This is a genomic window from Caballeronia sp. INML3B, assembly GCF_023631305.1.
GTDB classification, from domain to species: Bacteria; Pseudomonadota; Gammaproteobacteria; order Burkholderiales; family Burkholderiaceae; genus Caballeronia; species Caballeronia turbans.
In genome coordinates, this window is the sequence record NZ_JALQDI010000006.1 from 136,708 (window position 1) to 158,217 (window position 21,510).

A 21,510-nucleotide genomic window follows, 5' to 3' on the forward strand; every position below is an offset into this window, starting at 1 on the left:
CCGGAACGCTCGTGACGCTCAGATTTCCTCGTACAGCGGCAGCGTCAGAAACTCGGTGAACTGCGCCGACGTCGACATGTCCTCGAAGATCTTCGCGGCGCGCTCGTACGGCTTCGTGTCGGCGCCCGACGCGCCGACGGCCTGCTTCACCTTCTCCAGTTCGTCGATGGTGATCTCGCGCACCATCGCAGCCGTGACCTTGCGGCCGTCGTCGAGCTTGCCCTTCGGCGAGCGGATCCATTGCCACACTTGCGAGCGCGAAATTTCCGCGGTCGCGGCGTCTTCCATCAGGTTGTGGATCGGCACGCAGCCATTTCCCGCGAGCCACGAACCGAGATAGTGGATGCCGACGTTCACGTTGTTGCGCAGGCCCGCTTCGGTGATCGGCTCTTCCGGACGGAAGTCGAGCAGATCGCGCGCCGTGACCTGCACGTCGGTGCGCTGCTTCTCGATCTGATTCGGCTTGTCGCCGAGCACCTTCACGAACTCTTCCATCGCCACCGGCACTAGTCCCGGATGCGCGACCCACCCGCCGTCGTAGCCGTCGGTCGCGTCGCGCGCCTTGTCGGAGCGCACGCCGCCCATCGCCTTGTCATTCGCGGCCGGATCGTTCTTGATCGGAATCAGCGCGGACATGCCGCCGATCGCCGGCGCATTGCGCTTGTGGCAGGTCTTCAGCAGCTCGAGCGCGTAGGCGCGCATGAAAGGCGAGGTCATCGTGATCTTCGCGCGGTCGGCAAGGCAGAAGTCCGTGTCGTGTTTGAACTTCTTGATCGCCGAGAAGATGTAATCCCAGCGGCCCGCATTCAGTCCGGCGCTATGCTCGCGCAGTTCGTACAGGATCTCGTCCATCTCGAAGGCGGCGAGAATGGTTTCGACGAGTACCGTCGCGCGAATCGTGCCGCGCGCAATGCCGACGCCTTCCTGCGCCGCGATGAAGATGTCGTTCCACAGGCGCGCTTCGAGATGGCTTTCCATCTTCGGCAGATAGAAGTAGGGGCCGCTGCCGCGCGCGATCAGTTCCTTCGCGTTGTGAAAGAGAAAGAGCGCGAAATCGAAGATGCCGCCCGAGACGCGCTCACCATCGACGGTCACGTGCTTTTCATCCAGATGCCAGCCGCGCGGGCGCACGATCAGGGTCGCGATCGTGTCATTGAGCTTGTACGACTTGCCGTTCTGCTCCAGCGAGATCGTGCGGCGCACCGCTTCCTTCAGGTTGATCTGGCCGACGATCTGGTTGTCCCAGCTCGGCGCGTTCGAATCCTCGAAGTCCGTCATGTACGAATCCGCGCCGGAGTTGAGCGCGTTGATGATCATCTTGCGCTCCACCGGGCCGGTGATTTCGACGCGCCGGCGTTGCAGGTCCTTCGGCAGCGGCGCGACTTTCCAGTCCCCTTCGCGGATCGATTTCGTTTCTTCGAGGAAGCCGGGGCGCTCGCCCGCATCGAGACGCCTGGTGCGCTCGACGCGCGCTGCGAGCAATTGCTGACGGCGCGGCTCGAACTGACGATGCAGCGCGGCGACGAACGCGAGCGCCTCGGGCGTCAGGATGGTCTCGTAGCCGGGCTTGATGTCGGCTGAGATTGCCATGCCTTTCGGAAGCGAAAGCGGGTTCGATGGATGCGTCATGGTTTTCTCCTTGGTCGGTCAGACGGTTTTGCGAGTGGTTGTGCTTGAAGCGATCAGAGGGCAGCCGGCGGATCGATGCCGGGCGGCCTGCGCGCGCTGCCTGTCTTGCGGCCGCGCGACGCGCTTGCCGCGCGCGCCGCGCCGCCTTCGATGAAAGCGATGAGTTCGGCCATGCCGCGGCCGCTGCCGTGCGGCGCGACACCGAGTTCCTCGAACGGCAGCGCGGCGCGGTTGATCCAGAACGTCGTGTAGCCGAACCATGTCGCGCCGGCCACGTTCCAGCCGTTGCTCGACACGAACACGATGTCGCGCGCGGCGGCGCCGAAGGCGCGCGTCCCGAGCGCGTACGCAGCGGCGGCGGGCTTGTAGGCGCGCGCGGAATCGGCGGACAACACGTGATCGAAAAGCCCGCTCATGCCGGCGCTTTTCACGGCGACGTCGAGCATCGGCGGATTGCCGTTCGAGAGAATCGCGAGGGGCATGGCGAGGCCGTCGCGCAACGATCTGAGCGCGGGCACGGTGTCGGGAAACGCGGAGAGGCACGCGTATTCGTCCATCAGCCGCTTCTCGGCGGCGCTCGTCAGCGCGTCGGCGAGCTTCAGGCGCGCGGCCGCGTGGCGCAGCGCATCGACCGTGATCGTCCAGAACGGCTCGTAGTGCGCTCCGGACGGATCGGCGAGCGTGCGCAGTTGCGTGTATTCGATCTGCTTGCGACGCCAGAGCTTCGAAAGCGCCTCGCCGTGGCCGGGAAAAAGCTGCTCGGCGGCCGCGACGACGGAATGGACGTCGAAGAGCGTGCCGTAGGCGTCGAAGATGACTGCTCGGGGAAGCCGGGAGGATTCGAAGGACGATGCGGGTGTCGTTATGGCCGACATAGCCATGCGCTCCGGTTTAGAGGTCGAAGTCATTCTATTCGTGATCGAAGTGATGGAAAAAGCACCGCAGCATCACTTGATCTTTTACTTTTACTTATCTAATCTGACCGTGCGTCCACACATTGACGACGAACACGCATGGATCGATTCAAGCAGATAGAAACCTTTGCCTCGGTCGCGGCGAAGGGCAGCCTGTCGGCGGCGGCGCAGGCAGAGGGCATCGCGCCGGCTGTCATCGGACGCAGGCTCGACGCGCTCGAGGAGCGGCTCGGTGTGAAACTGCTCGTGCGTACGACGCGAAAAATCACGCTCACCTTTGAAGGCTCCGCCTTTCTCGAGGACTGCCAGCGCATCATCAATGACATGCAGAACGCGGAGGCGAGCGTGTCCGCGGGCGGCGTGAAGGCGAGCGGGCATTTGCGCGTGTCCGCGCCGGCGGGCTTCGGACGGCGTCACGTGGCGTCGCTCGTGCCGAAGTTCACGACGCTGCATCCGGATGTGTCCGTCAGCCTCGATCTGACCGACCGCATGGTCGATCTCGTCAACGAAGGCTTCGATTGCGCGGTGCGCCTGGGCGAACTGCCGGATTCGTCGCTCGTGTCTCTGAAACTCGGGGAGAACCGGCGCGTGTGTGTCGCGTCGCCGGACTATCTCGCGAAGCGCGGCGAGCCCGCCGATCTTGCCGCGCTTGCCCATCACAATTGCCTTGCGCTCGGTGCATCGGCGAATCAGCAACGTGGCTGGGTGTTCGAGCAGGACGGCAAGGTCGTAACGATCAAGGTGTCCGGCACGATGGAGTGCTCGGACGGCGCGGTGCTGCATGAATGGTGTCTCGAAGGCCGCGGACTCGCGTGGCGCTCGTGGTGGGAAGTAGGGGAGGACATCGGCGCGGGGCGTCTCGTGAGCGTGCTCGATGCGTTCGCCGCGCCGCCGGTCGGCATTCATGCGGTGTTTCCGCAGAGAAGGCATTTGCCGTTGCGCGTGCGGTTGTTTCTCGATTTGCTCAAGCATACGTATAACGCGACGGGGTATTGGCGGTGAATCTGCGGATTGCGAGAAACTTCGGATTCCTATGCGGCAGTGTGACTGACCGCTCAAAGCGGCACGTCGCCGCGCACATGCATCGAAACTTTCTCCGCGTCCGTCCCGGTTACTACAATAGAACCACGCACTTACACGTGACGCGGAGGACGCCATGTTCAAACACATCCTCGTGCCGACCGACGGCTCCGAGCTATCGCAGAAGGCCATCGACGGCGCGATCGATCTCGCGCAATCCGTTGGCGCGCGCATCACCGCTTACGCGTGCCTGCCTCAATATCCGTATTCGCCTTTCGCCGATGTCGCCGTCGAGCCGCCTGACGACTTCCATGCCCGCGCCGAGAACGAAGCGCGCGAGCATCTGCGCGCCGTCGAGCGTGCCGCCGAGAGCGCCGGCGTGCCCTGCACGAGCGTGACGAGCATCGATGCCGCGCCGTATATCGGCATCATCGAGGCGGCGGAGCAAAATGGCTGCGACGTGATTCTGATGGCATCGCACGGACGCCGTGGACTGGGAAGCTTGCTTATCGGCAGCGAAACGCAGCGCGTGCTGACGCATACGAAGATTCCGGTCATCGTGTACCGCTGATGCCTCAAACGGAAGCGCACCCGGTGCGCTTTCGTTTGAGCGGCGGCCGTCGCGCGATACTGCGTGCGCCACGGCCGCTGCTTCTTTTCAACGCTCTCCCTGATTCACCCTGCCTGACGCGGTATTACGCAACCTTCTTGTCGAAGAACTGCTCGTCTTCGGTCGAGCCGTGCAGCGCGGTCGTCGACGACTCCTTCTCGACCGTCTGCGTCACGGCGTCGAAGTAGCCCGTGCCCACTTCGCGCTGATGCTTCACCGCCGTGAAGCCCTTGTCGGCGGCGGCGAATTCGGCCTGCTGCAACTCGACGAACGCGCTCATCTGCGAACGGGCGTAACCGTGCGCGAGGTTGAACATCGAGTAGTTCAGCGCATGGAAGCCCGCGAGCGTGATGAACTGGAACTTGTAGCCCATCGCGCCGAGCTCGCGCTGGAACTTGGCAATGGTCGCGTCGTCCAGATTTTTCTTCCAGTTGAACGACGGCGAGCAGTTGTACGACAGCATCTTGTCCGGGAACTGCTTGTGGATCGCCTCGGCGAACTTCTTCGCGTATTCGAGATCCGGCTTGCCGGTTTCGCACCACACGAGATCCGCGTAAGGCGCGTAGGCGAGGCCGCGCGAGACTGCCTGGTCGAGGCCCGGCTTCGTGCGGAAGAAGCCTTCCACGGTGCGCTCGCCGGTCAGGAACGGCTTGTCGTTCTCGTCGATGTCGGACGTGACGAGATCGGCGGCTTCGGCATCAGTGCGCGCGATGAGCAGCGTCGGCACGCCGCACACGTCCGCAGCCAGCCGCGCCGCCGACAGCTTCGCGACGTTCTCGCGCGTCGGAACAAGGACCTTCCCGCCCATATGGCCGCACTTCTTGACCGACGCCAGTTGATCCTCGAAGTGCACGCCCGCGGCGCCGGCCTCGATCATCGCCTTCATCAGCTCGAACGCGTTGAGCACGCCGCCGAAGCCCGCTTCAGCATCGGCCACGATGGGCGCGAAGTAGTCGATATAGCCTTCATCGCCCGGATTCTTGCCTTCCGACCATTGGATCTGATCGGCGCGCGTGAGCGTGTTGTTGATCCGCTTCACGACGAGCGGCACCGAATTCGCCGGATACAGCGACTGGTCCGGATACATTTCGCCCGCGACGTTGGCGTCGCCGGCCACCTGCCAGCCCGACAGATAGATCGCCTTGAGGCCGGCCTTGACCTGCTGCATCGCCTGGTTGCCGGTCAATGCGCCGAGCGCGTTGACGAACGGCTCCTCGTGAATCGACGCCCACAGCCGCTCGGCGCCACGGCGTGCGAGCGTGTGCTCCGGCTGCACCGAGCCGCGCAGACGCACGACGTCATCCGCCGAGTAGCCGCGCTTGATGCCTTTCCAGCGCGGATCGCTTTCCCATTGCTGCTGGAGTTGCTGAGCTTGTTGTTGGCGTGAGGTCATAGCGTTTCTCCTTGAGATTGGACTGAACGACGAATCTTGAACCGGTGTTCCTGAACGACTTGAGCTCCGATGCGCCTGATCTGGCAGCCCGCGTTTGCTCAACTCTTATATAAGAGTCTAGGCAAATGAGACTCTGCGAAACACCCCCTGGGAGGAGATTTTCAGATAATTTTTAATCTTAATATTCAATGAGATACGGCTTACATATCGTATTGCGGAATGTCTTTTTCTATCTTGCAACGAGCAGATTTGTGCCGCGCAGCACATCTTTTGCGACGCAAAAGACCATTGCACATCGTGAAATATGGCCAAGGGCGAAAAAAAACCGATGCGCTGGGCATCGGTTCTTTTTTCGACTCGGAAAGCGGCGTTCTGATCCGCCTCCTTAAAGCCGCTTAGCTGCCGCGGCGCGGTGCGCGCGGGCCGTCGTTGCGGCGTGCGCTGTAGCCGTCGCGCGAGCCGAAGCCGCCTTCGCCACGATTGCCGCCGCGATAGCCGCCATCGCTGTTGCCGCTGCGATAGCCGCCGCCGTCGCGCGAACCTGCGTTCGACTTGTTGCCGTAGCCGCTGGCGTTGCTCGCGCCGTAGCCGCGGCCGCTGCTGCTGCCACCGCCGCTACCGCCGAAACGGCGACCGCCGCCGTTGCCGGCCGGTCGGCCACGACCGCCACCGAAACCGCCTTTCGGCGGCGCCTTGCGCGGCTCGAAGCCCGCAACGACATTCACCGGCAGCGGCGTGCGTACGAAACGCTCGATGCGCTTGAGCGCACCCATCTCGGCGTAATGCACGAGGCTCACCGCCGTGCCGCTACGGCCGGCACGACCGGTACGGCCGATTCGGTGCACATAGTCTTCCGCGAACTTCGGCAGGTCGTAGTTGAAGACGTGCGTGATGCCCGGAATGTCGATGCCGCGCGCGGCGACGTCGGTTGCGACCAGCACGCGCACACGGCGCTCGCGCAGTGCGCGAATCGTGCGATTGCGCGCGCCTTGCGGCAGGTCGCCGTGCAGCGCGGCGGACTCGAAGCCCGCGTCGGCGAGACGAGTGGCGATGAGATCGGCGTCGCTCTTCGTCGCCGTGAACACGATCGCCTGATCGAGCCCGGAGTCGCGCAACAGATGATCGAGCAGACGATCCTTGTGATCGCGGTCATCGACGTAATGCACGGCTTGCGCGATATTGCCGTTCGCTTCGAGCTTCTGCACGATCTCGATGCGCTCGGGATCCTTCAGCAGACGCCCGGTCAGCGACGTGATCTTGTTGTCGATGGTCGCGGAGAAGAGCAGCGTCTGGCGCGAGGCCGGCGTAGCATCGACGATGCGCTCGATATCTTCGATGAAGCCCATGTCGAGCATGCGGTCGGCTTCGTCGAGCACGAGCATGTTGAGGCTCGACAGATCGATGCGGCCGCGTTCCAGGTGATCGATCAGGCGTCCCGGCGTCGCGACGAGAATCTCGGGATTCTTTGCAAGCAGCATCAACTGCTGGCCATAGGCAACACCGCCGAGAATGCTGACGGTGCGCAGACGGCGCAGGTGCTTGCCGTACGTGGTCGCGGCGGTGGAAACCTGCATCGCGAGTTCGCGTGTCGGCGTGAGCACGAGCAGGCGCGGGCGCGCCACCGGCTGCGGACGGCGGCTGCGGGCGTTCGGGTCCCGCGGCTCGCGCGGTTGCTGCGCTTCCTGCTTTTGCAGTTGCGAGAATTTTTCGATGGCCGGCAGCATGAACGCCGCCGTCTTGCCCGAACCGGTCGGGCTCGAGACGAGCAGGTCGCGACCGGCGAGCGCGGCGGGAATCGCGCGCTGCTGCACGGGCGTCGGGTTCTGATAGCCTGCGGCGGTTAGTGCGGACACGATGTCGGCGCACAGGCCGAGCGATTCGAAAGTGGGGCCGGCGGGTTTTTCGACGGGTGCGTCGATGACCGGAGTATCGGCCGTGGGGGTGATGCCAATGTTTGCTGCGAGATTGTCCAACGGGCTAGCGGTGAAGCTCGAAGTCATGTCGATCCTTGAAACGAGGAATAAGGCGTCGGCGCCAATCGGCATACCCAAGTCGTTGGATTCAGCGAGCGAAGAAACAGCGAGCAAATCGAAAAACGGGGGCTACTCGCGCGAACGTGCGGCGAGCATGTTTTGTTAGAAGCTGTATCGGATACGGCAGGCTCGATCGTTCAACTGAGAACGACGGGCGCTGACGTCAGCCTGATGCATGACGGGCCGCGAAACATACTGCGCGCAATACGACCGCGCAACGGCCTAGCAGGGAGGGGACAGTTTCTAAACTGGATTGGGGCGAAACGCTACGAAGCGCCTTGCTGCGCGAGGCTTTGCCGAAAAGCAGGCAACCCGCAGTCGAGCGCTAACCGCTAGTATATCCGACTTTGCTGCACTGCGCCACATATTGGCGCATGACCGCGCCATCGTCGGGCATCGACGGCGCAGGTGGGATTCGCAGTCGCGTCAGGCCGCTTCGCCGCGCTTGAGCGACGCGACGAGTTCCACATAGCGCGTTTTCGCTTCGTCGGCGGGCGTGCCTTCGAGCGCGGCCCACGCCTCATATTTGTATTTCCCGGCGATGTCCGTGAAACCCGGCTTCTCACCTTGCACATCGCCGATGCTCGCCTGCTTGAACAGCGCGTAAAGACGCAACAGCGTCAGATTTTCGGGTCGTTCGGGCAGTTGGGCCACGTCGGCCTGGGCCTGACTGAATTGTTGGTCGATGTCGGTCATGCGTTCTCCGTTCTTATCGGGATAGGTCCGGACGATCTTAGCAAGCGGGGCGCGCAAGACAGGTCGAGGCTTTCCTCCAACCGAGGACGTCTTCCAGACGCGATTCGGATCGCGGCGCCTCTGGCGATCCCGCCGATGCTGCGCATGTCCCGCATTACAATACCGGCTATGACACGCACCGTTTTGCTCGCCCTCGACACGTCGACAGAGTTTTGCTCCGTCGCGCTCCTGCACGCCGATACCGCTTCTGCCTCCGTTCAATCCGCCGCCGCGCCTCAGTACGTCAACGGCGACACGCGCGTCTGGCTGCGCCACGAGGCGACAGGCGCCGTCTCGAGCACGCGCCTGTTGCCGGCCGTGCGCGAGCTTTTCGACGATGCCGGTCTCGCGCTCGCCGATTGCGCCGCGATCGCATTCGGCGCAGGGCCCGGCTCGTTCACCGGTCTGCGCACCGCGACGGGCGTCGCGCAAGGGCTGGCGTTCGGCCTGAACGTGCCGGTCGTCCCGGTGAGCACGCTGCTCGCATGCGCGGAAGCCGCGCGGCTGAACGATCCGTCGATCCCACCGCGCGTGATCGCGGCGCTCGATGCCCGCATGGACGAGGTGTACTGGGCCGACTTCGAATTCGATGCAGTCGCCGGCGAATGGCGCACGCTGCACGCCGCCGCGCTCGATGCGCCCGGCGCGCTGCCGCTGCCCGGCGTGCCGTTCGCACTCGCCGGCAATGCAGCGGCCGCGTTCGGCGAGCGCCTGCCGGCGGTGGCCGCCGCCGCCCGTGTCGATGGTGAAGCGTTGCCGCACGCGTTGCCGGTCGCGCTCATCGGCTTGCGCGAATTTCGGGCGGGTCGTACGGTCGCGCCCGAGCACGCCGCGCCGGAATACGTGCGGGACAAGGTCGCACAGACCACGGCGGAGCGCATTCGCGCTCGCGAGGAGGCGCTTCGGTGAGCGGGGTGTTGCTCGCGGATCGGTATCTCACGCCGATGACCGAAGCCGACCTCGACGAAGTCGCCGCGGTCGAAAAGCTCGCCTACGAGTTTCCCTGGAGCCGCGGCAATTTCCAGGATTCGCTGCGCAACGGCTATTACGGCGTGTGCCTGCGTCATGTGACCGGCACGTTGATCGGCTATTGCGTGCTGATGCCCGTCGTCGACGAGATGCATCTGCTCAACCTGTGCGTCGCGCCGTCGGCGCAGCGCGCGGGCGCGGGCCTCACGCTGCTTCGCGAAGCGGTGCGCATCACCCGCACGGAGAAGCTCGAAGGCGTGCTGCTCGAAGTGCGGCCGTCCAATCCGCGCGCGATCCAGCTTTACGAGCGCTTCGGCTTCGCGGCCATCGGTCGTCGCAAGAACTATTACCCCGCGCGGCATCGCTCGCGCGAGGACGCAATCGTCATGCGTCTGTCGTTCACGAAGGAGAGTGCGCATGGCGCTCGATGATTCGCTGATTGAAGAACTGGGAATCGGACCGGTCTGGGTCCGGCGAGGTGTCGCGTCCGTGGCGCCGGTCGAGGACGAACCTCCGCCCGCCGAGTCCGCCGCGCTGGTTTCGGAAGCGCCCGCGCCCGTCGGGATGCGGCAAGCGCCGCAGCCTGCCGCCCCGCCTTCCGCCCTGCAGCCGGAATCCGACGTGCCGCCCGTCGATGCCTACGACGATCTTCCCTGGACCGACGACGCGCCCGCCCACGCCGAAGCCGCCGTCGTCGAAGCGCCGAGCGACGTCCATACGCTCGACTGGGATGCGCTCGCCGAGCGTGTCGCGAACTGCGAGCGCTGCCGCTTGTGCGAGCGCCGCACGAACACGGTTTTCGGTGTCGGCGATCGCGAAGCGGACTGGATGCTGATCGGCGAGGCGCCGGGCGAGAACGAGGACAAGCAGGGCGAGCCGTTCGTCGGCCAGGCAGGCAAGCTGCTGGATAACATGCTGCGCGCGCTCACGTTGTCGCGTCAGTCGAACGTCTATATCGCCAACGTGATCAAGTGCCGCCCGCCGGGCAACCGCAATCCCGAGCTCGATGAAGTCGCGCGCTGCGAGCCTTATCTGCAACGGCAAGTCGAGCTCGTGAAGCCGAAGGTCATCGTCGCGATGGGGCGCTTCGCCGCGCAAAGTCTCCTGAAGAACGAGGCGAGCATCGCGTCGATGCGCGGTCGCGTGCACGAATATCGCGGCGTGCCGGTCATCGTCACGTATCACCCGGCGTATCTGTTGCGCAGCCTCCAGGACAAGGCAAAGGCGTGGGCCGATCTCTGTCTCGCGCGCAACACGTATCGCGAGGCGCTCGCCGCGCTCGGCGTGGAGCAGGGAGCGGAGAAGGGCGGCATCTGATGACCACGCAGGCGAGTGAGCTCACGCGACTCGTCGATTGTTTCGACGACGTCACGGTCCGCGATCTCGCCTGGCTGCTTTTCGCTCCTGATCTGCTGCGCGAGGGTGAAGCTACGCTGGCGCATCCGTTCGCCTCGGCGCAAGAGCGTGACGCGACGCTCGCCTGGCTCGGGACGCTCGATGCCGCGCCACAATCGCTCCACGATCACGCGCACGATCCCAAGTTCACGCGCCTCGGCATCTATGCCGAGAGCCTCATCCGCTTCTTCCTCTCGCACGGGCCCGCTGCGCGCCTCGTCGCGGCGAACGTGCCGTTGCGGCGACAGCGGCGCACCATCGGCGAATGCGATTTTCTGCTCGAATCGACGCACGGCGCGCGGCTGCACTGGGAACTGGCGGTGAAGTTCTACCTGCATATCGGCGATGCCGATGCAGCGTGCCCGGTGCGCCTGGCCGACTACGTCGGACCGAATCTCCAGGATCGCTTCGACCTGAAGTACGCGCGGCTCGTCACGCATCAGCTCGCCCTGACCTCGCGCGCGGAGTTCGCCGCGCTCGGCTTCGGAGGGCCGTGGCGCGCGCAGTTATTCATCAAGGGGCGGCTCTTCTATCACGGCCGCGAAGACGAGCACATCGAGCCCGCGCCCGAGATCGGCGCAAGTCATTTGCGCGGATGGTGGCTGACGGCGTCGGAATGGCGCGAGGCGCGGGCGAACGTATCCGACGATGAACGCGCGTGGGTCGTGCAGCCGCGCATGGCGTGGCTCGCGTCGCGGCGGCTCGACGCGGCTGCCGCCGCGACACTGATCGCGGAATCGGATGCGATCCGCACGCGTCTTGAAACGACCGTCGCGCCGACGATGATCGCCGCTTATGCGCGTGACGCCGCCGGGAAATGGGTCGAGGAATCGCGCGGTTTCATCGTGCCGGACGACTGGCCTGAGCGTGCGCGCGCATTCGCCGAGTCGGCGCCGTGACCAACCGCGCCGATCACCACCAGCGATAGAAGTGATGCACCGGCCCGACGCCATGACCGACGTCAAGCCGCACGCTCGCCTCGATCGCGCCGGTCAGATAGCGCTTCGCTTCGGCCGTCGCGCTCGCGAGATCATCGGTTTGCGGGATCAGCGCCGCGATCGCCGACGACAGCGTGCAGCCCGTGCCGTGCGTATTCTTGAGCGGCACGCGCGCGCCGCCGAGCCGCAGCGACCCGCTCGCCTCGATGAGCCAGTCGGGGCTATCGGATGATGCGAGATGGCCGCCTTTCATCAGCACGGCCTGCGCGCCGAGCCTGCGCAAAGCTTCGCCCTGACGGACCATTGCGTCTTCATCGGCGGCGCTTTCGGTGCCGAGCAGCGCCGCCGCTTCGGGCAGATTCGGCGTGACGAGCGTCGCGAGCGGCAGCAGTTCGTCGCGCAGCGCCGCGACCGCGTCCGGCGCGAGCAGCGCGTGATTGCTCTTCGAGATCATGACGGTGTCGAGCACCACATGCGTCGGCCGATGACGCTTCAGCGCATCGGCGACCGCGCGCACGATGCCCGCGTTCGCCAGCATGCCGATCTTCACGGCATCGATGCGGATGTCGTCGAACACGGCGTCGAGCTGCGCGGTGATGAAGGCCGGTTCCGGCGCATGAACCGCCGTGACGCCGCGCGTGTTCTGCGCGGTGAGCGCCGTGACGACGCTCGCGCCGTACGCACCGAGCGCGGAGAAGGCCTTCAGATCGGCCTGGATGCCCGCGCCGCCGCCCGAGTCGGAGCCGGCGATCGTGAGCACGTTGGGAATAGGGTTCGTTGCGGACATATCGGGATCAGGTTCGGGCGCGCACGATGGTCGCGCGCAATGCCGCGGCTGCTTTGCGCGGGTCGGCGGCCTTGCAGATTGCGGAGACCACGGCGAGACCGGCGGGTTTTGCGCGCATCACGTCGGCGGCGTTATGCGCCTGGATGCCGCCGATCGCCACGGTCGGCAGGCGCGCGGCCGCGCAGATATCAGCGAGGCCGTCGATGCCGCAGGGCATGGAGGCGTCGGTTTTCGTCGGCGTTGCGTACACCGGGCCCGCGCCGAGATAGTCGATGACGCCCGCGAGCTTTTCCGCGTCCGCGGTTTCATCGAGATTCGACACCGACAATCCGATCAGCGCATCTGGCCCGAGCAACCGCCGCGCGGCATCGGCGGGAAGATCGCGTTGCCCGAGATGCACCCCATCGGCGCCGACGGCCAGCGCGACATCGACATGATCGTTGATGACGAACGGCACGCCGTGCGCGCGCGTGAGCGGCAGCAACGCGCGCGCGAGCTCGAGCCATGCGCGCTTGTGCCATTCGGGCGCGCGAAGTTGCACGATGGTCGCGCCGCCCTCGAGCGCGGCGCGCGCAACGGCGATCGCGGCATCGTGGCCGCCGCACTGCACGGGATCGAGCACGAGATAGAGCGAGAGGTCGAACGAAGCGCGCATGATCAGCCCGACACGATGTCGCGCTGCACGAACGTCTTGTCGAACGCTGCGGCGTCGAGCGAGCCGAGCCGGTCCAGATACGCGACGGCAAAGCTGCCGGGCAGGGCGGCGTCGCGCGCGGCGAGTTCGCCCGCGATAGTCGAATACGCGATCGCGGCGAGCGTCGCGGCCCAGAACTCGTCGCGATCCGACGCCGTGCCGACGAACGCCGCAACCGTCGCGGAGAGGGCGCAGCCGACGCCCGTCACGCGCGTCATCAACGGGGAGCCGTTCGACAGCGCGATCACGCGACGGCCATCGGTCACGTAATCGGTCTCGCCCGTCACCGCAACGACGGCCTGCGTCTTCAGTGCCAGGACTTGCGCGGCATCGAGCGCGGCATCGGTGGCGGCGGTGCTGTCGACACCGCGTCCGCTCGCGGCGCCCCCCGACAGGCTGATGATCTCCGACGCATTGCCGCGAATCACCGCGGGCTTCGAATCGAGCAGATCGAGCGCGAACTCGGTGCGAAACGAAAGCGGGCCGACCGCGACCGGGTCGAGCACCCACGGCTTGCCCGCGCCGTTGGCGGCATCGACGGCGGCGCGGATCGCGCGGCTCTGCGGCACGTCGAGCGTGCCGAGATTGACCGACAGCGCGTTGGCGAGCGGCGCGAACTCGCCGACTTCCTCGCGCGCGACGACCATCGCCGGCGCGGCGCCGATCGCGAGCAGCACGTTCGCGGTGAAATTGGTGACGACGAGATTCGTCAGGCAGTGCACGAGCGGCGCGCGTTCGCGCACGCGGTTGACGAACGAGAAGAGATCGGCGGCGAGCATGATGAGAGTCTGTCGAAGACGAAGACGAAGACGAAGACGAAGACGAAGGCGCGCGACGCGTCAGTGCCGCGCTTCACCGATCAGCGCGACCGAATCGAACGCGCGCTGATTGGCCTGATGCCGCCGCATCACGAAGTACATCATCAGGCAGACGAACGAGCCGAACAGCACGATGACGAACTGGATCGGCATGTCGAGCCACACGAGCACCGCGTAAAGGCACAGCATGACGAGCACCGATAGATTCTCGTTGAAGTTCTGCACGGCGATGGAATGCCCGGCGGAAAGCAGCACGTGGCCGCGATGCTGGAGCAGCGCGTTCATCGGTACGACGAAGAAGCCCGACAGGCCGCCCACGATCATCAGGAACACATACGCGACTAGCAGATAGCCGGGGAAGTGCATCTTGCCGAAGTAGATGCCCCAGTGCGCGGGAAAGAGGTGGCGTGTGTAGAACGCCATCAGCATCACGGCGAGGCCCATGACGATGCCGACCGGCAGCACGCTGAGCGAGCGCTTGAGCGGCACACGCGCGGCCGCGAGCACCGCGCCCGCCGCGACGCCGACGGCGATCACGGCCTGCAGGATCGCTGCCTGGGACAGCGTCATGCCGAGCGACACTTCGGCCCATTTCAGCACGATGAACTGCAGCGTCGCGCCCGCGCCCCAGAAGAGCGTGGTGACGGCGAGCGAGATCTGGCCGAGCTTGTCGCGCCACAGCACCAGAAAACAGTCGGCGAAATCGGTGATGAGCTTGAGCGGCCGCGTCTCCTGCTTCGGATAGCGCGCGCCGGTGTCGGGGATGCGCAGGTTGAACATCGCGGCGACCACGTACATCAGCACGATGACGAGCATTGCGGCTTCGGCGGGCGTGTGGATGCGCGGAATATTCAGTGACAGCAGATGACTTGCGATGTGCGGGCTGATGAGCGCGCCGCCCATCACGGTGCCGAGAATGATCGAGCCGACGGTCGTGCCTTCGATCCAGCCGTTCGCGGCGACGAGGCGGTCGGCTGGGAGCAGTTCGGTGAGAATGCCGTATTTTGCCGGCGAATACGCGGCGGCGCCGAATCCGACGATGCCGTACGCGAGCAGCGGATGCGCGCCGAGGAGCATCGTCAGACAGCCGACGACCTTGATCGAATTGGTCACGAACATCACGCGGCCCTTGGGCCTGGAATCCGCGAAAGCGCCGACGAAAGCCGCGAGAATCACGTACGACAGGACGAAGAACAGCTTGAGCAGCGGCGTCATCCAGTTCGGGGCGTGAAGGTCTTTCAGCAGTGCGATGGCAGCGATCAGTAGTGCGTTATCGGCCAGCGAAGAGAAAAACTGCGCGGCCATGATGGTGTAAAAACCTTTTTTCATCTGATCCGAAGCTTTCCTCACTGCGGGTGATCCGCCCCGAGCGCCTGTCATGCACTCGGGCTTATGCCTTTCGAAATGGGTTGTGCGCACGGCTTTATAACACGAAAATAGGCGCATTCTGACTAGCAGTAATCTCGATCGGGCGAGAAATGACACGTTCGTGCCTGAGATTCCTCATAACATACTGATTCGCAAGGCGTCCCGGTCGGAGCAGCGCGGCGCGTCCCGCTGTCGTATGCTCACCTTTTTGACCGCACTCACTGCAATTCCACCAAACGCTCATGCCTCGCCCCCTTTCTGCAACGATTCACACCGCCGCACTCGCCAACAACCTCGCCATTGCACGCAAGTACGCGCCGAAATCCAAGATCTGGGCCGTCGTCAAGGCCAATGCGTATGGCCACGGACTCGCCCGGGCGTTCCCCGGGTTGCGCGCGACGGACGGCTTTGGCCTTCTCGACCTCGAAGAAGCCGCGAAGTTGCGTGAACTGGGCTGGGCGGGGCCGATTCTTTTGCTCGAGGGCTTTTTCCGGCCCACGGACATCGACGTAATCGACCGCTACAGCCTGACCACGGCCGTTCACTGCGACGAGCAGTTGCGCATGCTGGAAATGGCGCGCCTCTCGAAGCCCATCAACATCCAGTTGAAGATGAACAGCGGCATGAACCGCCTCGGTTACACGCCGGAGAAATTTCGCGCCGCGTGGGAGCGGGCGCGCGCCGTGCAGGGCGTCGGCCAGATCACGCTCATGACTCATTTTTCCGATGCCGACGGCCCGCGCGGCATTGCGCATCAACTGGAGGCATTCGAGCGCGGCGCGGAAGGCATTGCGGGCGCACGCAGCCTCGCCAATTCGGCGGCCGTGCTGTGGCATCCGGACGCGCATGTGGACTGGGTGCGGCCGGGCATCATGCTCTACGGCGCGTCGCCTTCGGGCGTCACCGCCGACATCGCCGGCACCGGGCTCAAACCCGCGATGACGTTCCAGTCCGAGCTGATCGCCGTGCAGACCGTCGACGCGGGAAGCAGCATCGGTTATGGCTCGACCTATACGGCGAACGCGCCGATGCGCGTCGGCGTGGTCGCGTGCGGCTACGCGGACGGGTATCCGCGCGTGGCGCCGGAAGGCACGCCCGTGATCGTCGATGGCGTGAGGACGAAGCTCGTCGGCCGCGTGTCGATGGACATGCTGACGGTCGACCTCACTCCGTGCCCGAGCGCGGGCATCGGCTCGCGCGTCGAGCTGTGGGGCGCGAATCTGCCGATCGACGACGTTGCCAGTGCGGCGGGCACCGTCGGCTATGAACTCATGTGCGCGATCGCGCAGCGCGTGCCGGTGCGCGCGGAGTAACTCTTTCAGCATCATTAACGCAATTCGAAGCAAGGCTCTGTGTGGCGAAAGCAGCAAAAGCAAAAACGCTCTATACGTGTAGCGAATGCGGCGGACAGGCGCCGAAATGGACCGGCCAGTGCGCCGCGTGCGGGGCGTGGAACACGCTGGTGGAATCGGTGGAACAGGCGGCATCCGCGCATCGCTTTCAGGCGCTCGCGAAGAGTTCGCCGGTGCGAAAGCTCGCCGAAATCGAGGCGTCGGACGTGCCGCGCTTCACGACTGGAGTCGGTGAATTCGACCGTGTTCTCGGCGGCGGGCTGGTGCCGGGCGGCGTGGTTCTGATCGGCGGCGATCCGGGCATCGGCAAATCGACGCTTCTGTTGCAATCGCTCGCCGAGATCGCGCGCGAGCGGCCCGCGCTCTATGTGAGCGGCGAGGAGTCCGGCGCGCAGATTGCGTTGCGCGCGCAGCGGCTCGGGCTGATCGGCGACGCGAGCGCGGCGGGCGATCTTGCGCTGCTGGCGGAAATCCAGCTCGAAAAAATTCAGGCGACGATCGACGAGCACCGCCCGGAAGTCGCGGTGATCGACTCCATCCAGACCATCTACTCGGAGGCGCTGACGTCCGCACCCGGCTCGGTCGCACAGGTGCGCGAGTGCGCGGCGCAACTGACGCGCATTGCCAAGCAGACGGGCACGTCGATCATCATGGTCGGTCACGTGACGAAGGAGGGCAGTCTCGCGGGGCCGCGCGTGCTCGAGCACATCGTCGATACGGTGCTGTATTTCGAGGGCGATACGCATTCGTCGTTCAGGCTCGTGCGCGCGTTCAAGAATCGATTCGGCGCGGTCAACGAGCTCGGCGTCTTCGCGATGACGGAAAAAGGCTTGCGCGGCGTCGCGAATCCGTCGGCGCTGTTCCTGTCGCAGCACGAGCAGAGTGTCCCGGGTTCGTGCGTGCTCGTGACGCAGGAAGGCTCGCGGCCGCTGCTGGTCGAGGTGCAGGCGCTCGTCGATACGGCGCACGTGCCCAATCCGCGCCGGCTCGCGGTCGGTCTCGAGCAGAACCGGCTGGCGCTCTTGCTGGCGGTGTTGCACAGGCACGCGGGCATCGCGTGCTTCGATCAGGACGTGTTCCTGAATGCGGTCGGCGGCGTGAAGATCACCGAGCCCGCCGCCGATCTGGCCGTGCTGCTCGCCATTCACTCGTCGATGCGCAACAAGCCGCTGCCCAAGGGCCTCATCACATTCGGAGAAGTAGGCCTGGCGGGCGAGATCCGGCCCTCGCCGCGCGGTCAGGACCGTCTGAAGGAAGCCGCGAAGCTCGGTTTCTCGATGGCGCTGATTCCGAAGGCGAACGCGCCGAAACAGGCGATCGACGGTCTGAAGGTGGTCGCGGTGGACCGTATCGAGGAAGCGATCGACCGGGTTCGCGACCTCGAATAACCGGTTGATCGGACCCTTCGTAACGCGGCGTAAGAATCCGGTTGCTCAATGTAACCCAAGCGATGCGCGGTTTTTCTATCCTTGCAGGGCTACCTCATTAGGGTAAGTTCGCGGCCAACTTCGCTAAAAGGCGGCGCAAGAAGCGCAGTGACCGGAAGGATCGAGAGGACCACGCATTGAAACACGCCAAATCAACCCGGCCGAAGCCCGCGTTCCATCTGCGCGGATGCCGCGTTTCCGCGCCGCTTCAGCAGCCTTGGGGAAGCGGTTGCCGAATCGTCGAATGGATCGACGAGCAAGGGCAGATCTCGCGACGCGTCGTCGCGGCCGACATCACCGAGGACGAAGTCGTCGCGACCATTCGCCAGCATGTGACGGGCCGCAAGCACGTGCTCATCGACGACGAACACCAGCCGCGCCAGGTCTTGCCTCGGCGGTAGGCTTTCCGCTTTTCAGGTTGCGTCGCCGCGAAAGAGCGGATGCGCCGCCGCTTCGGCGGGTGTGAGTACAGGCGCGACGCAGCAATCGAGCGGCTCCAGCAGAGTCATCCATTCGTCGCGCGTGCGTTCGCGAAAGCGCGCGGCAAGCTCCGCCGACAATTCCGCCGCATCCGCGCCGCCGATCGCCTGGCCGAGGCTCCAGTGCCGCGTCGCCCAGTCGGGGCGGCCGAGCGCCTCGCACAACGTCTGCCAGAACTTCAGTTCCAGTGCGCCGACCGCGACGAAGCGGTCATCGCGCGTGCGATATACGTCGTAACAGGGCACGCCGCCGTTCAGAAGGCCCGCGCCGGCGTGCGTCCCCGATTCATTGGCGCTGGCGAGCGCGATGTGCGCCATCACGTTGTGGGCGTGCGTCGCGTGCGTCATCGAGACGTTCAGACAGCGCCCTTCGCCGCCGCGGGCGACATGCCACGCCGCCGCGAGTATTTCCATGACGGCCGAGAGTGCCCCGCCGAGCAGATCCGCCAGCTGAAAACCCGGTGCGACGGGCGTGCCGTCGCGCGTCGCGAGCTGATCGAGCACGCCCGCATAGGCGATGTAGTTCAAATCGTGACCGGCCTTGTGCGCGAACGGACCGTCGCTGCCGAAACCCGTGATCGCGCAATAGACGATCTTCGGATTCGCCTCGCGCAATACGTCATAGCCGACGCCGAGGCGCGCCATCACCGAAGGGCGGAAGCTCTCGACCAGCACATCCGCGTCCCGCGCGAGTTCGATGAGCTTCGCGCGGCCTTCGTCCGTCTTGAGATCGAGCGTGAGCTGCCGCTTGCCACGATTGACGATGCGATAGAACGCGCTCGGCGTACCGCTTTGCCGGTCGGCTTCGGTTTGCAGCATCGTGCGCGCGTAGTCGCCTTCACCAGGCGGCTCGATTTTGAGCACGTCCGCGCCGAGTTCGGCGAGACGCAAGGTGGCGACGGGACCGGGAAGCAGCCGCGTCAGATCCAGCACGCGCAGGCCGGTGAGAGAAGGCGTCAAGTCGTCGATCTCCGGTTATGAGCCGATTTGCTCCAGTTCCTCGTGCGCTTCCAGCCACTCCATTTCGAGCGTTTCGAGGCGCGCATTGACTTCGCCCTGACGGCGGATCGTCTCGGTGAGCTTCGCCTTCATGGCGGCTTCGTAGCTCACCGGGTCGGCGACGAACGCATCGAGCTGCGTCTTCTCCGCGTTGAGCTTCTCCATCTCCTTCTCGATTTTCGCGATGCGCGACTGCAGCGGCTTCTTCAGATGCGCGAGCTTCTGCCTCTCCTGAGCTTCCTGCCGACGCTGTTCCTTGCGATTGAGCCCGCTGTCCTGCGCGTCGCCCGATGCCGCGCCGCCGGCTTCCTTTGCCGCCGCGCGCGTCTCGGCGGCGTGTTGCAGGAGCCAGTCGCGGTAGTCATCGAGATCGCCGTCGAACGGGCTCAGGCGATGTTTCGCGACGAGCATGAAGGTATCGGTCGTCGCGCGCAGCAGATGCCGGTCGTGCGACACGAGAATGAGCGTGCCTTCGAATTGCGCGAGCGCCATCGTCAAAGCGTGGCGCGTTTCGAGGTCCAGGTGATTGGTCGGCTCGTCGAGCAACAGCAGATTCGGCTTCTGCCAGATGATGAGCGCCAGCGCGAGCCGCGCCTTCTCGCCGCCCGAGAAGGGCGCGATTTTCGCTGTCGCCATGTCGCCGGAGAAGTTGAAGCTGCCGAGGAAATCGCGCAGTTCCTGCTCGCGCGTGTCGGGCGCGAGGCGCGCGAGATGGGCAAGCGCCGAATCGTCGGGGCGCAGTGTTTCGAGCTGATGCTGCGCGAAATAGCCGATTTTCAGGCCCTTGCCCTGCCGGACGCCGCCAGAGAGCGGTTCGAGCGTCTGCGCGAGCGTTTTGATGAGCGTCGACTTGCCCTGGCCGTTCGCGCCGAGCAACCCGATGCGCTGTCCGTTCTGGATCGACATCGTCACGCCCTCGACGATCGGAATCTCGTCGCCTGCATCGTTGCGATAGCCGCAGCGCACGCTCTCCATGACCATCATCGGATTGGGCGCGGCATCGGGCTCGCGGAATTCGAACGTGAAGGGCGAACTCGCATGCGCGGGCGCGATCAGCTCCATCTTCTCCAGCGCCTTCACCCGGCTTTGCGCCTGTTTCGCCTTGGTCGCCTTGGCCTTGAAGCGGTCGATGAAGCTCTGCAGATGCGCGACGGTCTTCTGCTGCTTTTCATACGCGCTCTGCTGCAGCGCGATCTGCTGCGCGCGCAGCACTTCGAACTGGCTGTAATTGCCGCCGTAACGCTTCACCTGACGATTCTCGAGATGCAGCGTGACATTGCAGACCGAATCGAGAAACTCGCGGTCGTGTGAAATGACGACGAGCGTGCCCGGATAGCGGCCGAGCCAGTCTTCCAGCCAGACGATGGCGTCGAGGTCGAGGTGGTTGGTCGGCTCATCGAGAAGCAGCAGGTCGGACGGGCACATCAGCGCCTGAGCGAGATTCAGGCGCATGCGCCAGCCGCCTGAGAAGGTCGTTACCGGCTCGCGCGTCTGCTCGAGCGTGAAGCCGAGGCCGAGCAGCAGCGTTTCGGCGCGCGCGGGCGCGGTGTAGCCGTCGGCGTCCGCGAAGGCGGCGTGGGCTTCCGCTTCGGCTGCGCCTTCGTGCGCGGCGGAGGCCGCCGCGATGCGCGCTTCGATCTCGCGCAGATGCGTGTCGCCATCGAGCGTATAGTCGAGCGCGCTGCGGTCCACTGCGGGCGTTTCCTGCGCGACATGCGCGATGCGCCACGACGGCGGCATCGAGAAATCGCCGCCGTCCGCGTGCAACTCGCCGCGCAGCACGGAAAAGAGCGTGGACTTGCCCGCGCCGTTCGCGCCGACGAGACCGGCTTTCTCGCCCGGATTGAGCGTGAAGCTCGTGTCTTCGAAGAGCGGCTTGGTGCCGCGGGACAGGCTGAACTGATTGAAGCGGATCACGTCGGATTGGCGGCGAAAAGGGCGCGGCTTTGA

The 21,510-nt window shown here is 65.1% G+C and carries 20 protein-coding genes; 9 read left to right on the forward strand and 11 right to left on the reverse strand.

The window, feature by feature from the left end; all coding sequences use genetic code 11:
* Positions 1–18: 18 nt before the first annotated feature.
* Both aceB and NCS58_RS06275 read right to left on the reverse strand, forming a co-directional pair.
* Positions 19–1,629 carry a malate synthase A gene (aceB, locus tag NCS58_RS06270; RefSeq protein WP_250538134.1) on the reverse strand — a complete coding sequence of 537 codons (1,611 nt, stop codon included), beginning with the start codon at positions 1,627–1,629 and terminating at the stop codon, positions 19–21.
* Between the two features lie 53 nt (positions 1,630–1,682).
* The gene (locus NCS58_RS06275; RefSeq protein ID WP_061117599.1) at positions 1,683–2,504 is read right to left on the reverse strand and encodes a haloacid dehalogenase type II; all 822 of its coding nucleotides are present in this window, start codon (positions 2,502–2,504) and stop codon (positions 1,683–1,685) included.
* A gap of 138 nt (positions 2,505–2,642) precedes the next feature.
* Between NCS58_RS06275 and NCS58_RS06280 the strand changes: the two genes are divergently transcribed.
* Positions 2,643–3,545, forward strand: coding sequence for a LysR family transcriptional regulator (locus NCS58_RS06280; protein WP_250538135.1), 903 nt, complete (start codon positions 2,643–2,645; stop codon positions 3,543–3,545).
* 154 nt (positions 3,546–3,699) lie between these two features.
* Entirely contained in the window at positions 3,700–4,134 is a 435-nt protein-coding gene (locus tag NCS58_RS06285) for a universal stress protein (protein WP_008350148.1), read from the forward strand.
* A gap of 124 nt (positions 4,135–4,258) precedes the next feature.
* On the opposite strand, the gene aceA is transcribed toward NCS58_RS06285, so the two are convergent.
* The 3 genes from aceA to NCS58_RS06300 form a co-directional block, all read right to left on the reverse strand.
* Positions 4,259–5,566 (reverse strand): isocitrate lyase, encoded by a 1,308-nt coding sequence (gene aceA, locus NCS58_RS06290; RefSeq protein WP_061117597.1) that lies wholly within the window; start codon positions 5,564–5,566, stop codon positions 4,259–4,261.
* Between the two features lie 395 nt (positions 5,567–5,961).
* Positions 5,962–7,566, reverse strand: a complete 1,605-nt coding sequence (locus NCS58_RS06295) for a DEAD/DEAH box helicase (protein ID WP_061117637.1) — start codon at positions 7,564–7,566, stop codon at positions 5,962–5,964.
* A 459-nt stretch (positions 7,567–8,025) separates the two neighbouring features.
* The gene (locus NCS58_RS06300) at positions 8,026–8,295 is read right to left on the reverse strand and encodes an acyl-CoA-binding protein (RefSeq protein ID WP_250476541.1); all 270 of its coding nucleotides are present in this window, start codon (positions 8,293–8,295) and stop codon (positions 8,026–8,028) included.
* Positions 8,296–8,463: 168 nt separating this feature from the next.
* Here NCS58_RS06300 and tsaB point away from each other — a divergent pair, with 168 nt between their 5' ends.
* The 4 genes from tsaB to NCS58_RS06320 are packed head-to-tail and all read left to right on the forward strand — an operon-like array spanning position 8,464 to position 11,597.
* Positions 8,464–9,243 (forward strand): tRNA (adenosine(37)-N6)-threonylcarbamoyltransferase complex dimerization subunit type 1 TsaB, encoded by a 780-nt coding sequence (tsaB, locus tag NCS58_RS06305; RefSeq protein ID WP_250476542.1) that lies wholly within the window; start codon positions 8,464–8,466, stop codon positions 9,241–9,243.
* A complete protein-coding gene (gene rimI, locus NCS58_RS06310) occupies positions 9,240–9,734 on the forward strand; it encodes a ribosomal protein S18-alanine N-acetyltransferase (RefSeq protein WP_250476543.1) in 495 nt (164 codons plus the stop codon). Before tsaB ends, rimI begins: the two co-directional genes overlap by 4 nt.
* Positions 9,721–10,620 carry a uracil-DNA glycosylase family protein gene (locus NCS58_RS06315; RefSeq protein ID WP_250538136.1) on the forward strand — a complete coding sequence of 300 codons (900 nt, stop codon included), beginning with the start codon at positions 9,721–9,723 and terminating at the stop codon, positions 10,618–10,620. The genes rimI and NCS58_RS06315 overlap by 14 nt, the downstream gene beginning before the upstream one ends.
* A complete protein-coding gene (locus tag NCS58_RS06320; protein WP_250476545.1) occupies positions 10,620–11,597 on the forward strand; it encodes a DUF1853 family protein in 978 nt (325 codons plus the stop codon). The genes NCS58_RS06315 and NCS58_RS06320 overlap by 1 nt, the downstream gene beginning before the upstream one ends.
* 13 nt (positions 11,598–11,610) lie before the next feature.
* On the opposite strand, the gene thiD is transcribed toward NCS58_RS06320, so the two are convergent.
* Genes thiD through lplT form a run of 4 tightly spaced genes read right to left on the reverse strand, consistent with a single transcriptional unit; the run spans position 11,611 to position 15,264 of the window.
* Positions 11,611–12,423 (reverse strand): bifunctional hydroxymethylpyrimidine kinase/phosphomethylpyrimidine kinase, encoded by an 813-nt coding sequence (thiD, locus tag NCS58_RS06325; protein WP_250476546.1) that lies wholly within the window; start codon positions 12,421–12,423, stop codon positions 11,611–11,613.
* Between the two features lie 7 nt (positions 12,424–12,430).
* Positions 12,431–13,078 carry a thiamine phosphate synthase gene (thiE, locus tag NCS58_RS06330; RefSeq protein ID WP_061117590.1) on the reverse strand — a complete coding sequence of 216 codons (648 nt, stop codon included), beginning with the start codon at positions 13,076–13,078 and terminating at the stop codon, positions 12,431–12,433.
* Between the two features lie 2 nt (positions 13,079–13,080).
* Positions 13,081–13,896 (reverse strand): hydroxyethylthiazole kinase, encoded by an 816-nt coding sequence (thiM, locus tag NCS58_RS06335; protein WP_250476547.1) that lies wholly within the window; start codon positions 13,894–13,896, stop codon positions 13,081–13,083.
* A 60-nt stretch (positions 13,897–13,956) separates the two neighbouring features.
* Complete coding sequence (gene lplT, locus NCS58_RS06340) at positions 13,957–15,264, reverse strand: lysophospholipid transporter LplT (RefSeq protein ID WP_061117588.1); 1,308 nt, start codon at positions 15,262–15,264, stop codon at positions 13,957–13,959.
* A gap of 281 nt (positions 15,265–15,545) precedes the next feature.
* On the opposite strand from lplT, the gene alr reads away from it, so the two are divergent.
* From alr to NCS58_RS06355, 3 genes are all read left to right on the forward strand, one after another.
* Positions 15,546–16,616 (forward strand): alanine racemase, encoded by a 1,071-nt coding sequence (gene alr, locus NCS58_RS06345; RefSeq protein WP_061117587.1) that lies wholly within the window; start codon positions 15,546–15,548, stop codon positions 16,614–16,616.
* A 41-nt stretch (positions 16,617–16,657) separates the two neighbouring features.
* Positions 16,658–18,043 carry a DNA repair protein RadA gene (gene radA / locus NCS58_RS06350; RefSeq protein WP_061117586.1) on the forward strand — a complete coding sequence of 462 codons (1,386 nt, stop codon included), beginning with the start codon at positions 16,658–16,660 and terminating at the stop codon, positions 18,041–18,043.
* Between the two features lie 176 nt (positions 18,044–18,219).
* Positions 18,220–18,483: a DUF2866 domain-containing protein gene (locus NCS58_RS06355; RefSeq protein WP_061117585.1), complete on the forward strand. Its 264-nt coding sequence runs from the start codon at positions 18,220–18,222 to the stop codon at positions 18,481–18,483.
* A gap of 12 nt (positions 18,484–18,495) precedes the next feature.
* Here the strand turns inward: NCS58_RS06355 and NCS58_RS06360 are convergent, their stop codons facing one another.
* Together NCS58_RS06360 and NCS58_RS06365 are read right to left on the reverse strand one after the other, a co-directional pair.
* Complete coding sequence (locus tag NCS58_RS06360; protein WP_250476548.1) at positions 18,496–19,521, reverse strand: CaiB/BaiF CoA-transferase family protein; 1,026 nt, start codon at positions 19,519–19,521, stop codon at positions 18,496–18,498.
* A 15-nt stretch (positions 19,522–19,536) separates the two neighbouring features.
* The gene (locus tag NCS58_RS06365) at positions 19,537–21,477 is read right to left on the reverse strand and encodes an ATP-binding cassette domain-containing protein (RefSeq protein WP_250538137.1); all 1,941 of its coding nucleotides are present in this window, start codon (positions 21,475–21,477) and stop codon (positions 19,537–19,539) included.
* Between the last annotated feature and the right edge of the window lie 33 nt (positions 21,478–21,510).